This is a genomic window from Roseateles agri (assembly GCF_034043675.1).
Classification (GTDB): domain Bacteria; phylum Pseudomonadota; class Gammaproteobacteria; order Burkholderiales; family Burkholderiaceae_C; genus KK5.
Map to the genome: position 1 here is coordinate 416,149 of NZ_JAXCLA010000008.1, position 15,679 is coordinate 431,827.

General features: G+C 64.7%; 12 protein-coding genes. 5 read left to right on the forward strand and 7 right to left on the reverse strand.

The window, feature by feature from the left end:
* Positions 1-19 precede the first annotated feature (19 nt).
* The 3 genes from SNE35_RS24665 to SNE35_RS24675 are packed head-to-tail and all read left to right on the forward strand — an operon-like array spanning position 20 to position 2,802.
* Positions 20-460 carry a DUF2231 domain-containing protein gene (locus SNE35_RS24665; protein ID WP_320425676.1) on the forward strand — a complete coding sequence of 147 codons (441 nt, stop codon included), beginning with the start codon at positions 20-22 and terminating at the stop codon, positions 458-460.
* A complete protein-coding gene (locus SNE35_RS24670) occupies positions 457-1,785 on the forward strand; it encodes a PQQ-dependent sugar dehydrogenase (protein ID WP_320425677.1) in 1,329 nt (442 codons plus the stop codon). The genes SNE35_RS24665 and SNE35_RS24670 overlap by 4 nt, the downstream gene beginning before the upstream one ends.
* Before the next feature lie 15 nt (positions 1,786-1,800).
* Positions 1,801-2,802, forward strand: coding sequence for a cation diffusion facilitator family transporter (locus tag SNE35_RS24675; protein WP_320425678.1), 1,002 nt, complete (start codon positions 1,801-1,803; stop codon positions 2,800-2,802).
* Positions 2,803-2,820: 18 nt separating this feature from the next.
* On the opposite strand, the gene SNE35_RS24680 is transcribed toward SNE35_RS24675, so the two are convergent.
* From SNE35_RS24680 to SNE35_RS24685, 3 genes are all read right to left on the reverse strand, one after another.
* On the reverse strand, positions 2,821-6,468 hold the full coding sequence (locus tag SNE35_RS24680) for an ATP-binding protein (RefSeq protein WP_320425679.1): 3,648 nt from the start codon (positions 6,466-6,468) through the stop codon (positions 2,821-2,823).
* Positions 6,469-6,745: 277 nt separating this feature from the next.
* Complete coding sequence (locus tag SNE35_RS32140) at positions 6,746-7,126, reverse strand: DUF2158 domain-containing protein (protein WP_431312786.1); 381 nt, start codon at positions 7,124-7,126, stop codon at positions 6,746-6,748.
* 411 nt (positions 7,127-7,537) lie between these two features.
* Positions 7,538-7,933 (reverse strand): VOC family protein, encoded by a 396-nt coding sequence (locus SNE35_RS24685; protein ID WP_320425680.1) that lies wholly within the window; start codon positions 7,931-7,933, stop codon positions 7,538-7,540.
* A 216-nt stretch (positions 7,934-8,149) separates the two neighbouring features.
* On the opposite strand from SNE35_RS24685, the gene SNE35_RS24690 reads away from it, so the two are divergent.
* A complete protein-coding gene (locus SNE35_RS24690; RefSeq protein WP_320425681.1) occupies positions 8,150-8,878 on the forward strand; it encodes a hypothetical protein in 729 nt (242 codons plus the stop codon).
* A 731-nt stretch (positions 8,879-9,609) separates the two neighbouring features.
* Here SNE35_RS24690 and SNE35_RS24695 read toward each other — a convergent pair.
* From SNE35_RS24695 to SNE35_RS24710, 4 genes are all read right to left on the reverse strand, one after another.
* On the reverse strand, positions 9,610-9,864 hold the full coding sequence (locus SNE35_RS24695; RefSeq protein ID WP_320425682.1) for a hypothetical protein: 255 nt from the start codon (positions 9,862-9,864) through the stop codon (positions 9,610-9,612).
* A 282-nt stretch (positions 9,865-10,146) separates the two neighbouring features.
* Complete coding sequence (locus tag SNE35_RS24700) at positions 10,147-11,496, reverse strand: type II toxin-antitoxin system HipA family toxin (protein WP_320425683.1); 1,350 nt, start codon at positions 11,494-11,496, stop codon at positions 10,147-10,149.
* A gap of 4 nt (positions 11,497-11,500) precedes the next feature.
* Positions 11,501-11,776, reverse strand: coding sequence for a helix-turn-helix domain-containing protein (locus tag SNE35_RS24705; RefSeq protein WP_320425684.1), 276 nt, complete (start codon positions 11,774-11,776; stop codon positions 11,501-11,503).
* 1,263 nt (positions 11,777-13,039) lie between these two features.
* Positions 13,040-13,537 (reverse strand): MarR family winged helix-turn-helix transcriptional regulator, encoded by a 498-nt coding sequence (locus tag SNE35_RS24710; RefSeq protein WP_320425685.1) that lies wholly within the window; start codon positions 13,535-13,537, stop codon positions 13,040-13,042.
* 86 nt (positions 13,538-13,623) lie between these two features.
* Between SNE35_RS24710 and SNE35_RS24715 the strand changes: the two genes are divergently transcribed.
* The gene (locus SNE35_RS24715) at positions 13,624-15,675 is read left to right on the forward strand and encodes a M13 family metallopeptidase (RefSeq protein WP_320425686.1); all 2,052 of its coding nucleotides are present in this window, start codon (positions 13,624-13,626) and stop codon (positions 15,673-15,675) included.
* Positions 15,676-15,679: the final 4 nt, after the last annotated feature.

Here is a 15,679-nt window from a genome sequence, read left to right on the forward strand (position 1 = left end):
ACGAATCGGAGGCTGCACCATGTCTGCATCTGCCGGCCGCAAGGCCGTTCCTCTGTACCTGCTGCTGTTCCCGGTGGCGATCGTCAGCTTCGTCGGTGCGCTGGCCAGCGACATCGCCTACGCGGCCAGCGCCTTCCTGATGTGGCTCAACGATGCCGAGTGGCTGATCGCGATCGGCCTGGCCTTTGGCGCGGTGGCAGCCATCGTCCTGCTCGTGGCCTTCGTGCGCCGGCCATCGATCCGGCGCGGGCCCTTCGGCTGGCTGCATCTGGCGGTCTTCGTCGTCGCCCTGCTGGTCGAGCTGTTCAATGCCTTCGTCCATACGAGCGACGGCTGGACTGCGGTGGTGCCGGGCGGCATCACGCTGTCGGCCATTGGCGCCCTGTGTGGCCTCATCGCCGTGGCCCTGCTCTTCCGCATGCCGGCCGCCCGCGTCCTGAACCCGGAGCCCATCCCATGAAAGCCCGTCGCCCCTTGATGACCATCGCCACGGCGCTTGTGCCGTTCGCCGCCCTGGCGGCAGGCTTCGACAAGAGCCAGCAGTACGGTCCGGACCCGCAGCTGCCCGAGCCCGCGCATGCGTTGCTGCCGCAGATGCATGTGCCCAAGGTCGTGGGCTGGCACGAAGGTGCGGCACCCAAGGTACCGGCAGGCTTCCGGATTGATGCCATTGCGACCGGACTTGCGAACCCGCGCAACGTCTATGCGTTGGCCAACGGCGATCTGCTGGTGGTGGAATCGACCAAGGATGCCAAGGAGCCGCTGGAGCGGCCGAAGCGTCCGGTGATGGACTTCGTCGAAGCCCGCGCGCATGGCGGCACGGGCAACGCGCCGAGCAATCGCATCCTGCTGTTGCGTGCCGCCAGCCAGGGCACGGGCCGGACGGTGCCCAACGTGCTGGTCGACCATCTGAACTCGCCGTTCGGTGTCGTCGTCGTCGGCGATGCGCTCTACGTGGCCGATACCGACGCGATCCTGCGTTACCCGTTCAAGGTCGGCGACACCGCGGTCGGCGGTCCGGCCACCAAGCTTGTGGACTTGCCCGCCGGGCCGATCAACCATCACTGGACCAAGAGCCTGACGGCCAGTGCGGACGGCCACAAGCTCTACGTGGGCGTGGGCTCCAACAGCAACGCGATGGAGCGGGGGCTGATTGCCGAAACCGACCGCGCAGCGGTATGGGAGGTCGATGCGGCAACGGGCGAGCACAAGATCTTCGCCAGCGGCCTGCGCAACCCGAACGGGCTGAACTTCTACCCCGGCAGCGACACGCTGTGGGCCGTAGTCAACGAGCGTGACGAGTTGGGCCCGAACCTCGTGCCCGACTACATGACCTCGGTCAAGCCAGGCGCTTTCTATGGCTGGCCGTTCAGCTACTGGGGCCAGCACGTGGATCCGCGCGTCAAGCCACAGCAACTGGACAAGGTCAAACAGGCCATCAAGCCGGACTACGGCCTCAGCTCGCACGTGGCTCCGCTGGGCATGGCCTTCTACGGTGGCACCGCCTTCCCCGCGCAGTTCCAGGGTGGCGCCTTCGTTGGCGAGCACGGCAGCTGGAATCGCAAGGAGCTGAACGGCTACAAGGTGGTGTTCATCCGCTTCGATGGCGGTCATCCGGTGGGCGCTCCGATGGACTTCATCACCGGCTTCGTCGACAAGGACGGCCATGCGATGGGCCGGCCCGTGGGTGTGACCGTGGACAGCGCGGGCGCGCTGATCGTGGCGGATGATGTCGGCAACACGGTGTGGCGCGTCAGCGCCGTGACAAGCACGGCCAAGCAGTAGCAGGAACTCCGGCCGATGTCGACGAAGAAGATCGTCCTCTACGCCGCCATGGCGGCCAACATCGGCATCGCGGTGACGAAGTTCATCGTCGCGGGCATCACCGGAAGCTCTGCCATGCTGTCCGAGGGCTTCCACTCCACGGTGGACATCTTCAACGGCGGCCTGCTGCTGGTCGGCACCCGGCTCAGCCAGCGGCCGGCCACGCCGGAACACCCGTTCGGCCATGGCAAGGAGCTGTACTTCTGGAGCCTGATCGTCGCCGTGCTCATCTTCGGCTTGGGCGGCGGCCTGTCCTTCTTCGAGGGCGTGCAGCACATCCTGCACCCGGAGCCGCTGAGCGATCCCGGCTGGAACTACGCGGTGCTGGCTGCGGCCGGCCTGTTCGAAGGCTCGAGCTTCCTGGTCGCGCTGCGCGAGTTCCGCGCCCAGATCGGCGACACGCCCTTCTGGGAGGCCCTGCACGCGAGCAAGGACCCCGCCACCTACACCGTGCTGGCCGAGGATGCCGCGGCGCTCACGGGTCTGCTGATCGCCGCGGTAGGCATCGGCCTGAGCCAGGCGCTGCAGCGGCCGGAGATCGACGGCGCCGCCTCCCTGCTGATCGGCGTCCTGCTGTCCGCAGTGGCCGTGCTGCTGGTGCGCGAATCGCGCGGCCTGCTGATCGGCGAAGGCATCAAGCCCGAGACCGCGCAGGCGATCCGCGACCTCGCCGCCGCGCAGCCCAAGGTCCGCGAGGCCGGGCGCGTGCTGTCCATGTACGTGGGTCCGGACGACGCGCTGGTCACCATGGATCTGCAGTTCGAGGACGGCACGACGGCCGAGGACGCGGCGCAGACAATCGCCGAGGTCGAGCGCCAGGTGCGCGAACGCTTCCCGAAGATCCGGCGCCTGTTCATCGAAGCCGGCTCGACGGCGCCACCGCATCAGCGCTGGGCGCGGCCCGATGCCGTACAGCAGCCGCCTGGCTACTCAGAACCAGCGGCCACTCCTTCAGGCGCCGCGCCGGGGCGGTCCTAGGTTGGCGTGTTCGAGATCCTAGGAACTGAGATCGATCGGAGAGGCCAACAGCCTCTCCAGCGTCTCGATATCCACCGGCTTGAGCAGGTGCGACGAGAAGCCGGCCCGGCGAGCTTCCTCCTGGTCCCGTTCCCTGCCATATCCGGAAATGGCGATCAGCCGTAGCGGATCGGCCATCTGCTGCGCGCGCATCCGCCGCGCCAGCTCGTAGCCATCGATCTCCGGCAGACCAACGTCGAGCAAGGCGGTGTCCGGCTTGAACTCGCGCTGCAACTGCAGCGCATCGATGCTCGAGTAGGCCGTCGAGACCTCGTGGCCTTCGGCCTGCAGCAGTTCCGCCAGCGCGTCTGCGCCGTCGCGGTTGTCATCAACGACAAGGATGCGACGCGCGACCTTTGCTGTGGCGGGCTCTGAGCGGACCGCCTCGCCGGAATCTGAAATCCGCGCCAGCCGGATCTCGAAGGTGGCACCCTTGCCGACGCCCTCGCTGCGGGCACTCACGGTTCCGCCATGCATCTCGACAAGCCGCTTCACCACCGCGAGGCCGATTCCCAGCCCGCCCTGCGAGCGATCCAGCGTGCGTTCGCCTTGTGAGAACAGATCGAACACGCGCGGAAGCACGTCGGCCGAAATTCCCACGCCGTCGTCGCTGATCGTGATCACCGCCTGGTCGCCATCAATCCCGCTTCGCACGCAGATTTCACCGCCCGACGGCGTGTACTTGGCCGCGTTGACCAGGACGTTGCTGAAGCATTGCACCAGGCGCTCCGGATCGCCCATCACGCTCAGCGGATCGGCGCTGGGACGCAGCACGACCGAATGCCGCTTCTCCCGCATCAGCGGCGCCACGCTGTCCAGCGAATGGTTGATCAGTTGATCGATTCGCTGTGGCGCGAGGCGCAATTGGATGCGTCCCTGCGTGATGCGGGAGATGTCGAGCAGGTCGTCCACCAAGCGTGTCAGGTGCGTGACCTGGCGCCCGATGATGTCCACCGCCCAACGTGATCGCGACGACTCCAGACTGGTCCGCAGCAGAAGCTCGGTCGCGCTGCGCATGGGTGCCAGCGGATTGCGCAACTCGTGCGCCAGCATCGCGAGGAACTCGTCTTTCTGCCTGTCCGCCGCTTCCAGAGCCTGGCCGTGCCGCAGGAGATCCTCCTGAGCCTGCCGACGTTCCGTGACGTCGGCGGCCGCGCCGAACCATTCAACGATCTGCCCCCGCTCGTCATGCAGCGGAATGGCGCGCGAAAGTGTCCAGCCCAGCGAGCCGTCCACACGGATCACACGGTGCTCGAGCTCGAACGGCGAGTTCGACGCGATCGCCTTCGCTATAGCGGCCTGCACCGCGGCTCGGTCATCCGGATGGATGTACTTCTGCATCCAGGCGTGGCTTGGCCCCTCTTCGTCGGCGATGAAGTTCCGTCCGTGCAACTGGCGCATCTCGCGCCAGTCCGAGCTCATCCGATAGACCGCGTCATGGGTCGCCTGCATGTAGGCACGGAACCTCGCTTCGCCCTGGCGGCGTTGACGGATCAACTCCAGCAGCGAGCCGATCCGGGTCAGCAGTTCGCGGGCATGGAACGGCTTGTAGACGTAGTCGTCGGCTCCGGCGGCGAGAGCCTCGATGCGCGACTCCTCGCCGGCTCGCGCCGACAGCAGCATGACCGGCACCTCGTGCAGGACAGGGTCGGAGCGCAGCCGCGCGAGCAGTGCCAGGCCATCGAGGCGCGGCATCATCACGTCGGCAAGGATCAGGTCCGGCGGCTCGGCGCGGGCCCTGGCCAGTGCCTCCTCGCCATCACCTACGGCCAGCACCTCGTAGTGCACGGCGAGCAGGTTGCGAAGGTAGGCCCGCATGTCCGCGTTGTCGTCGGCAAGCAGGATGCGGGCACCGAAGCTCGCCTGGAAGCGTGAGTCCGCGTCGCGCAGCAACTCGCCACCGGCATCCGCCTGCGCGCCCGGCCCCGCCTCCTCGCCGGGCAGCCAGCGCAGCACGTCGTCGACGTAGGCCCGGGCATCCGACGACACGGCCATCGACGACGAGGGCTCTGCAGTCCGTTGGGCTGGCGGGATATGAGCCGTGCCCAGTGCCACGCGAACCCGGAACGTACTGCCGCTCCCCGGCGCGCTGTCGACCTCGATCGATCCACCGTGCAGGCGAACCAATTCCTGCACCAGGGCCAGCCCGATCCCGGATCCCTCATGGCTGCGCGATCGCATGCCTTCGATCCGATGGAAACGTTCGAACAGGCGCGGCAGCTCATGCCCGGGGATGCCGCCGCCGGTATCCGAAACCTCCAGCAGCGCGAAACCTCCGTCTCGCCGCAGCCTCACCGTCACGCTCCCGTCGAAGGTGAACTTGAACGCATTCGAAAGCAGATTCAACACGACCTGCTCCCACATCGCGCGATCGACATGCACAGGCTCGTCGAGCGCTTGGACATCGACGTTGAATGCCAGTCCTGCGCGCTCCATCGCCGACCGGAAAGAGCTCGCCACATCGCGGGTCAACGATGCCAGGTCCACCGGCGTGAAGGACGCCGTCATCCGCCCAGCTTCGATGCGCGCGAAATTCAGCAGCGAGTTCACCAGCTTGAGCAGGCGCTGGGCGTTGCGGTTCGCCAGATCGAGTTGCGCGCGCAGCGGCGCCGGCAGCGTGTCATTCCCGAGCGCGTCCTCGAGCGGACCCAGCATCAGCGTCAACGGCGTACGGAACTCGTGGCTGACGTTCGAGAAGAAAATGGTCTTGGCCCGGTCGATCTGCGCCAACGCCTCGGCGCGACGGCGCTCTTCTTCGTAAGCCCTGGCATTGGCCACGGACGAGGCGATCTTGCCGGCGACGAGATCAAGAAAACGCGTGTACTGCGCATCGGGTCGGATACAGGCGCTGATGCCCGCGACCAGGACACCCGCTGGACGCGTACTCGTGGCCGATCGCAGCGGAACCAGCGCGAGCTGATGCGGCGGCTCCGGCCATGGGCCGACAGGCACATCGAGCAGCAAGTCCTCGCCAAGGTCGTGGAGCTGCAATGCACCAGCGCGCGCGCACTCGGCGATGCGCCGGGCCAGTTCGTCTTGCGGGGCCTCCAGATGGGCCGCACCGGTCGCTGCGCTCCAGCCGCTGGCCCCCGCAAGATTGATGGAGTCCCCGCTCTCGTCGAACAGGTACACGAGCGCGAAGGGCACATCCTTCGGATGCTCCGCCAGCACGTTGATGGCCTGGCGGCACGCGTTCTCCGCGCTTCTGGATTCGACCACCCTGGCGCCGAGCTCACTCAGGATCTGCAGCCGCCGCTCGCCGATCACCTTCTGCGTGATCTCCATCACCGTCCCCAGCACGCCGCCGATGCCCTTCGGCGCCTCGTCGTCGGGCACGGAGCTGTAGGCAATGGTGAAGTGGCTCTCTTCAGCGAAGCCGTGTCTCCGGACGATCAGCTCGATGTCGTCCATCCAGGTGGCCGGGCCGCCGTTGAAGGGCACGTCGACCAGCGGGCCGAGCACGTCGAACACTTCATGCCAGCATTCGCGAAAAGGGCGCCCCAGCGCCTGCCTAGGATGCTTGGCGCCGAGGATGGGGGCGTAGGCGTCGTTGTAGATCTGGATGTAGTCCGGCCCCCACCAGAGCAGCATCGGAAACCGATTCGCCAGCACGACGCGCACGATCATCCGAAGGCTGCTTGACCAGGTCGAAGGCGGGCCCAGGTCAGTACTCGACCAGTCAAAATCCCGTACGAGTTCATCCAGGGACTTGCCCTCCTCCGACGAGGGCGAGGTCGGGGTCGCTACGGACGAAGTCAACACTGAAACCATCGGCGCTCCTGTCATCAGGCGGCGCACTGTTGACCAAGACGGGCCGGCCTGGTCCGGGGCGCCGCATGTTTTTTGCGGCGAAAGTATCGCCTATGCCGAGGTGTTACCGACAAGCGCACACATCCATCAAATGCTATGAATTTGCGAATGGAGTGTCTGGCGAGGTCTCAGATTCTCGAACCAGGAGCTCGAGTGGGAAGTATCTGGTTTGGACAGAACTGGAAGCATCAACCCAGGTGCAGAGTGCATGCTCGCGGCCATGAAACTCGCGTATCTCCATGATGGACATCAGGGGTCCACCAGCTTTCAAGCTAACGATGACACTGGGATCGTTCATTGCCAACCTCGCGTCGCTTGCACGGAGAATATTGCAGCCTCGGGCGCGTGTTTGTAAGACAGTTTCCCGACAGAATCGTGCGTTTTCACCTGCGACATGCGCCGGATTGGGCGCAAGCGATGTCACCCGTGGGGCTTGTAGGGCCGTCGTGCCAACGCGTGCCCAGCGGCGTAGCATCGGATCCCGCCTGCAGGCGCCGACTTTTCGCCAGCGAGCTCACTTGCGCAGCGCGCTCACCGGGTGGCAGACGTGTGACCGGAGGCTTCCGGCCGCAAGCTGACATCGGTGACCGTTAGCTTCGCTGCCGTCCGCCGCCAGCCGCCCACAAGAAGCGCAATCGAAACAGACTCACGCCGTCCACAGACGCTCATGGTTGTGCACCCGAAACCGCTCTACCAAAGCGTCAATGAACGGTCGCACCCTGGCCGGCATGTGAGCACGGGACTGGAACGCAAGGTAGTGGTCAGCCGAGGTAGGTTCCAATCGTCCAGCGCGGGTACCAGACGGCCTGCGGGAGCGATCTTCCTGGATGATGTACTTGGGCTCTTGCGATAAGAAGTTGCTCAACGGTTTGATGATTGCTGCTCGTTAGTCGCGAACGATAGAGCCCGGGTACGTCCTGATCTCGATGAGATGCTTGTTCGGGTCGTTGAAGTAAAGCGTTGGCGCTTCTCCCCTGGCGCCTCTTTCATTGCCTAGCGAGGTGTTCACGCCTACCGTGTCGAAGGTCGGCCCGTGGTCGCGATTTGCGGCCTTGATCCTCCCGACGATCTGTTCGAATTCGGCGGCCGAAACCGCAAATGCATAGTGCTCGAAGCCGGAAGTTCCCCATGGCGCCAACTGGAGCAGGCAGTCTTGTCCGACGCGCATGATCGTGGACGGGCCGTCCGTCCCCTCGCATGCAAAGCCCATCAGTCCGCCGTAGAACTCGACGCTCGCCTGGAGATCGTTGACTTTGACGATGATGTGATCGAGTTGGGCCATCGGAGTTTCGTATCGGCGTGGATGCGCCGATCTTGCCAAGACAAGGCCTCAAAGTGAAGCGGATACAGCCTTGCTGATCCATCAACGCAAGTGGGAGTTCCATCGCTTGTCGCGGCCACGGCAAGAACGCCAAATGCTCTGCATCGAAGTGCCGCCCCCTCGTCAAGCCGCCGTTCGGCATAGGCGAAGCGGCCCAACTCGTAGTCAGGAGAACTCATGAACGATGCCCGAGCGCCTGCCTCCACCGACCGCCGCGCCATATGCGTGGCACTGCTGGCGGCCGTCTGCGCGCCAAGCCGAGCCGCAGCCCCGGCGTCCGGTGTGGCGGACATCCAGACGGAGGTCCAAGGCATCGTCTCCCGTTTCATGACGCGCGCATCCTCAGTCCTCCCCGGTGTGCCGGCGCCCAGAATCGTCATCTCGTTTACGCCACAGCTTTCGTGGATTGCAGACGACGGCAGCGCGATCCACACGGTTGCCTGGTCGCAGTGCCCACCGGGCATGCAGGGCTTCTTCGCCGGCCTGCTCGGCGACGCGCCTCCGATGTCCGCGCCGGAGTTCTTCCACGAGGTATTCAATGCATTCCTGGTCCCGCACGAGATGTCGCATTTCGTCGATGCCCGGCGGGGCCACCTGAAGAACGGCGGTGACTTCTATGGTGGTGAAGTGCATGCCAACCGCGTCGCCGTCGCCTTCTGGCTGGGCGAGCCCGGCGGCGGCGAACGCATGGCTCGGCTGATGGATGCGGTGACGCAAGCCCACGGTCGCATGAGCAGCCCGGTCCCGGCTGGCCAGGAAAAGGCGACGTACTTCAACGAGAACTACCAAGCGTTGCTGGACGACGCATCCAAATACGGCTGGTACCAGTTCCGCATGTTCCTGGACGCCTGGGACCAACGCAACGCTGCAGGCTTTGACACCCTGCTGCGGACGCCTTTGGCGTAGCCCGAATCGGGCTGCTGCCGGCCAGGTTCTACCGGCCACAAGCGGTCGTGGACGAAGGTCTGCATCCCGACGACCAAGTGTTGACGTGGCCGCTGCAACGGCGTGTCAAAGAATGGCGGCTGCACTCGCATCGTCGTCTGGCTCGAAGCCAAGCCCAATGCAATGACAGCGAGCGCACGGTCATCCTGGATACCAACTTCACCCGATTCGTGCGCCCTTTGGATGCAGAGCTCCACTCGAGCGGCATTGGCGACCCACGCGTGCGCCAGATCAACCGTACCCTTCGACTGCAACCGCGCGGCACGCAGGAGGGTTGGGAACAGCGAGTGAGGTGGGCGCCACGGCCTGGGAGATAGGAGTCGTAGGGCCCCGGCACCCACAGCCTCAGTGCGTCATCGAGTGTCATGCCCAACAACAGGGCCTGTAGGTCCAGCCGCTTCTCCAGCCCGAAGGTCTTCAGGTTCTTCTTGATGCGCTCGAGAACCACAACTGGCTCGCCGCTGACGCCGAGGCTGCGCAAGCTCAGGAAGCCCGCAGAGGCGACCAGGTCGCGCTCCATCTCGTCGGCATTCACGAAGACGCCAATCTACTGGGGCTTGAGGTCTGGTTTGATGGTGCTCTTGCCCGGTCCGTTCGGACCGGCGAGAACCCGGAGTCGAGGCTGCGCGGGCTGTGCCGCTGGCGCTTGAGGTGGTTTTGCGGCCTTGGCCGCTGCATCCGCGCCGGCCGGCTTACTTGACACGCCTGAGGACGGTGCCGGTCTTGACGCGCTTGCCGACCGGCAAGCTCTTGATGACCGTCTCGCTCCCATCGAGCGCGCGCTTCACGACCTGACCATTGCTGGTCTTCACGGTCACTGCACCAGTCTGCTGCAGCGTGGTCCGGTATGCCTCATGACCAGCCTTCGCCGCCAGCGCTGGAATGCGTCGCTCGACGATCTGCATACCGCGTTCGGTGAGGGTGTTACGGCTGGTACGGGAAGACATGTTGAGGCGCCGGAACGACTTGTGTGAGTCTACCAGCGGAAGCCCTGCTGGATGTGACGGCCGGTTGATGTCCCGCTGTCAGCATGCGGTGCTGGTGTGGACCGGCCCCACATGACTGCTTTCCGGCACCGGATTTGGGCTCGCCAACTTCTGCTGTGGGTCTAAATGAGACTATTTGGTAAGCGCGCGGGCATCACACGCTCGTGCCACCGCAGGAGTCCGAGCAATTGCGATTTGCGCCACTCAAATCGGATGTGTTTCCGCAACACATTGAAGTCACCCTCAACTTTCGAGTCTACGTGCTGCGTCTCGCAGCCCTTCGAGGATGGTGATGGCGACCTGTTCCGGGAAGCCCGCCGGCAGTCGGGCGCCGACCGCAGCGATAACTTGAGGTGTGCGCATGACGATGTCATCGATCAGGAACTGCACCTCTTGGCCGTCTTCGGTCAGGATGCCGTGACGGACTCCCAGTGCCATCCAGTGTCGGCGCAGGACGTCGCGCATCTTCCAGTGCGCATTCTTCGACCGTACCGCCATGGCCATCTTGGCCTTGAACGGCGATATCTTCGACGGTCCTTCGCCCAGAACCGGATAGGCGGACAGCACGTCATATAACGGCGTGAGCTGATAGCGCCCTTCGGGTCTGATGAAGGTGCTGAAATTCTTGGCGTGGCCGTCGGTGGCGCAGAGCATCCAGAAGAGCAGTTGCGCCTTGAAGAAATTGCGGCGGTCCTGCTCGCGCGTGATCGAGCCGCCGAGCAGGTCGAGGATGCGATCCATCCCTGGGCCGCCATCCGCCTCGTACTTGGCTTCGGGCGAGGTGCCGGTGGCCTGGCACATGTCTTCCTGTGGCAGGCGGATGATGCGGCGCTCGCCAGACGACGTGGTCCACCAGGTGCGATCGAAGCGCTCGACCACCAAGGCCTTGACGTCATCGAACTGCATGGGCTGGCAGACGGCGACAGGGAGGCCGAACTCTTTCAGGATCTGGGCGCACAGCCACTCGTTCTCGATCGAGTCGCGCATGTCGATCTTCATGCCGCCAATGAGTCCCAGCGGCAGCTTGAAGATGTGCGTGGTGGGTGTGTGCCCTCGAGGGAGGCACCACTGTCCGTTCTGCAACAGCAGAGCAGTTTTTTCCTGGGCGCCGGCGATCGATATGCGGAACTCGTCATCGTCGAATCCCCAGCCCATCGCGTTCGGGGTCGTCGTGCCGCGCAAGACCTGGGCGATCTGTGCCTCGCTCAAGGGTTCGGCTTGCAGCGGTGATGTACCGGAGGAGTCCGCGCCGTCGGGAAGGATCTCGAGCGCCCCGACACAATCCCGACCGATCTCGGCGAGCAGTTCGAACGCATCGGTCGATCCGGTGTTGAAGCGGCGCGCCAGGCGGTCTCGGATCTCCGTGCTGTCGGGCAGCAAGTTCTCGAAGTAGGCGCGGACCTTTTGGCCGCGATGCGGCGCATTGCCCGGCGTGAAAGGCAGCGATAGCGACAGGGGGCGCCCTTGCTCGGACCGAGTCCAGGCCAGGTCGTAGTGGAGCGTGTCGGGCGAATGGGGCGCCAGGCTCCAGGTGCCGACGTAGGCACCGTTCATCCAGAGGCCCAGCGTGCGCGTGTGGGACAGGCGACCCATGGGCTTACCAGACGGGCTTGTCGGACGACGCGGCCGGGCCTGATGGCGCGGATGCCGGCCGTGAGGGTTTGCCAAGCGCCAGTTCAATACCCAGGATGTTCAGCAGCTTCAGCAGCCTTGCAGTGCCTACCTTGTCCGCATTGCGCTCCATGGCGGAATAGGTCTGCTGTGAGACGCCCAGGCGCAGGGCGACCTCGCTCTGGGTGAGGCCGGCCTCCTTGCGGAAGGCCTGGAGCAACGGGGGGAGTTGCTCAGCAGTTCGGACTGGATATTGAGTCATACAGGCTTCAAACTGTATTTTCCTAATACAGCTTTTGATGTGTATTTTCTTTATACACACTATGGGCTGTAAATTCAAGAAACAGTATTGAGCTGTACCCTGACACCGCGGACATGTATGGGCCGGGCGGCGACGAAAGCTTTCTGGGCCCCTTCGCCCGGGTGAATCGCAGCTAGGTCGTGCTAGCCACGAAATTCGGCTACACCCGCTGGCCGGAAGCGCCCGGCGACTGGAGTTTGAGCAATCGTCCCGTTCTGCGGTCAATTGCCGACCTTGTTCACTCTTGTCCGCAGCGCTGGATCGCAGACGTGCAGAAAGCTGATTAGCGCGGACCGAGCAAGCCGCGCCCTTGCGCGATGCCTTTGGCAACCGCTTACGTCGCGCCTACTTTGCGAAGCTCCGAGGCGTAATGCCGCATTCCACGGGACGTGCATTGGGAACTTGGTGGCGAACTGCCCTACAGAGGCCGTGCCAGAAGTCGCGAGTCCACGCTGGGTATCGCGCAGCAAAAATCGGGGACGCTGGCGCGAAGAATGGCAGTTCAGCCGCAGCCGGTACCCACTCGACAAGTCCCGCCCTTGATTCCGGCAGCAGGGTGTCCCGCGGCGCCGGACTCAGCAGGAGGTCGAAGCGCCTTGCCTCAAGCATGCCGAATGCAAGGTCGTAGGTGCTGATCGGCACGATAGGCCACCGTCGCTCTCGAGCGAAGGCTTCTTGCAGAGAGCCAGAAACGACACCTACACGAGTGCCGCTCGGCAAATCTGTTCCATTCCAGGCCGGATCCGGCGTGCTTCCTCGACGGCCAAAAAGGGCAACGCGGCCCAGCAGGGGCGCCCACGCGCTATCGGGCCGGCCTTGACCGTCGAGAGGGAATCTCATCTCGGACATGCGCACCGGCGTAGCTCCAAGGAAGAGAGCGAAGTCGATGCGTCCCTGCGCGAGCCACGCGCTCAGGCGTTTACTTGGCAACCGCAGGTACTGTGCTCTACAACCCAGGCGCTGAAGTGCATCGTTCACTGCATCCACCTGCCAACCGGGAGGATCCTCAAACGCCTCGCCGCGGCCATTCAACATCGGTGGAATCGCCCCGTCGTGGAATCCGATGCGCAGCGGAGTCGGACATGTCGGCACTTCGGCACCAGCAGCAAGCCCTGACGCCAGCAAGGCAAACAGAACGAAAACGTGACTCATACGAAGGTGATCTGTGGGGCTGAGACTAGAGCACGTCAATGGCTTTATCAAGGGTACCTGCCGACTACGCGCTCACTGCCCGCCCCTCTCCTTCGTGCGCTCGACCATGATTCGATCCGCGAATGCTGACTCCTTCAGCGCACCTTCCACTCGCCAAAGCTGCTCGAAGACCTGTGCGTTAGCCTCGCCCAGCAGCTTTTCATAGGCCGCGATGAAGGAACTACGCGCTTCGAGCAGCAGCTTCGCTTGCCGCCTACCTGCAGGCGTGAGCGAGACCAAGGTGCGGCGACGATCGGCCGGGTCGAGCCGCGTCTGCACGAGCTTCAATTCCTTGAGCCGCTTGATCCACTTGATGATCTGCGGATGCGACTGGCCGATCGTCGCGGCGATGTCGGTGACGGCCCGCGGACCGCCCTCGTGCAGCAGGTGCACGGTCGAAACCGCCCGAGGCGGCACGACGATGCCGTATTCCGGGAACACGGCATCGCAGGCTTGCACGAAATGATCGGCGAGCCGCCTGAGGATGTGCGGGAGCCAGATGAGTCCCTGCGAGTGGATGAAGTCGTCCATGGCGTAACTGTCTCCCGAAAACGCTGGCGAGAACGGGCATTTATGTACTAAATTACGTAACCAGTAACGCAATTATTGGAGAGCTCGTGCAAGGTTCTTTTCTCGCGCCGGTGCTGGCGCTGTTGCTGGTCGTGTCAGGCATCTCGGCGGCGCCCTGCCTGGCGCAGGGCGCGCAGCCGCCATCGGGCGTGTACCTGGACGATCAGGATGCCAACGTCCGGCCGCAGGACGATTTCTACGCTCACGCCGTGGGCGGCTGGATCGCCCGCGTCAAAGGGCCCGCTTACCTCCCCGGTTGGAGCGCCAGCCGCGAACTTCAGCTGAACGTATATGAGGGGCTCGATCGCGACATCCAGTCGCTGGCCGCCGAGCCGCACGCCACGCCAAACCAGCGCAAGCTCGCCGAGTTCTACACGAGCTACATGGACGTCGATCGCATCGACGCCGCCGGCCTGCGGCCCTTGCAACGCTACTTCCGCGAGATCGATGGCGCCACCGGGCCGCGCGGCATCGTGCGAGCCATGGCGCTGCTGTCCTCGCAGGGGCTGGACATCGGCTTCGGTGTCTGGGTCCACGCCGATGACGAGGCACCCGAGCGCTACTTGGCGGACTTCGTGCAGAGCGACCTGAGCCTGCCGGAGCGCACGTACTACGTCAGCACCGAGCCGCACTACGCGGGCCTGCGCGAGGCCTATCTCGGGCATGTCGAGCGCGTACTGACGCTGGCCGGCGTAAAGGATCCAGCGCGGCAAGCGAAGGCGATCGTGGCGATGGAGACACGCCTGGCAACGGCGCAGTGGACGCAGGTGGCCACGCGCGTGCCGGGTGCTACCACGCACCGCAGCCAGCGCGCGCAACTGGCCTCGCAGTTCCCCGGCCTGGACCTGGAGCTGTACGCCCAGGGCATCGGGATCCGGGCTGAGGCCGCGCGTTTCAATGTCAGCCAGCCGAGCTACTTCACCGCTTTCGGCCAGCAACTGCGCGAAGTGCCGCCTGAGGTGTGGCAGGCCTATCTCAAGTACCGGCTGATCGACCATCTGGCGCGCTTCCTGCCGGCACCATACCGCGACGAAGCCGACCGTTTCTACACCTTCACGCTGGCCGGCGCGACGGGCACGCGGCCGCGCTGGCTGCGGGCGATCGGCGCGATCGAGGCGACGATGGGCGATGCGCTCGGCGAGCTCTACGTGCAGCGCCATTTCCCGCCAGCCGCCAAGGCGCGCGCCCAGGTCGTGCTGGACGACGTGATCGCCGCCTTTCGCGAGCGCATCGAGACCTCCGACTGGCTCAGCGAGACCGGCAAGCGCGGGGCGATCGCGAAGCTGGACAAGTTGGTGATCCGCCTCGGTGCGCCCGATCGGATCCACAGCTACGCCGGCCTGCACATCGACCGCATGGATCCGGTCGGCAACTGGATGCGTGCACGTGCGCTGTTGTCCAGCTTCGAGGTGGGGAAGCTTCAACGCCCAGTCGATCGCGAGGAATGGACGATGTCGGCGCAATCGGTGAACGGCTACTACTCCGTCAGCAGAAACCAGGTCGTACTGCCTGCGGCCCTGCTGCAGCCGCCGTACTTCCAGGCAGGCGCCGACGATGCCGTCAACTACGGCGCCCTCGGCTTCTTCATCGCTCATGAGCTGAGCCACGCCTTCGATCGCGCGGGCAGCCAGTACGACGGCGCGGGCCGGCGAGTGGAGTGGATGAGCGCGGCCGATCGCGCCGAGTTCGAACGCCGCGCCCACGCGTTGATCGAGCAGTACGGCGGCTATGAAGTCGCGCCGGGCCAGCACCTGAACGGCGAACTGACCATCGGCGAGAACATCGCCGACAACGCCGGACTGGCAATTGCGCATGCCGCCTACGAGCGCGCGCTACGCCGAAGCCCAACGACGAAGGGCGAGACGCTCGACGGGCTCAACGCCGATCAACGCTTCTTCCTCGGTTTCGCCCGCATCTGGGCGTCCGAGCCCATCAAGTCCGCGGCGGATATTCGCCAGGCGCTGTCTGACACGCATGCGCCCGACCGCCTGCGCGTGATCGGTGCAGCGATGAACCAGGAGGCCTTCTACAAGGCATTCGACGCACGGTCCGGCGACGCCATGTTCATGCCGCCGGAGAAGCGCACGAATATCTGGTGAAGCA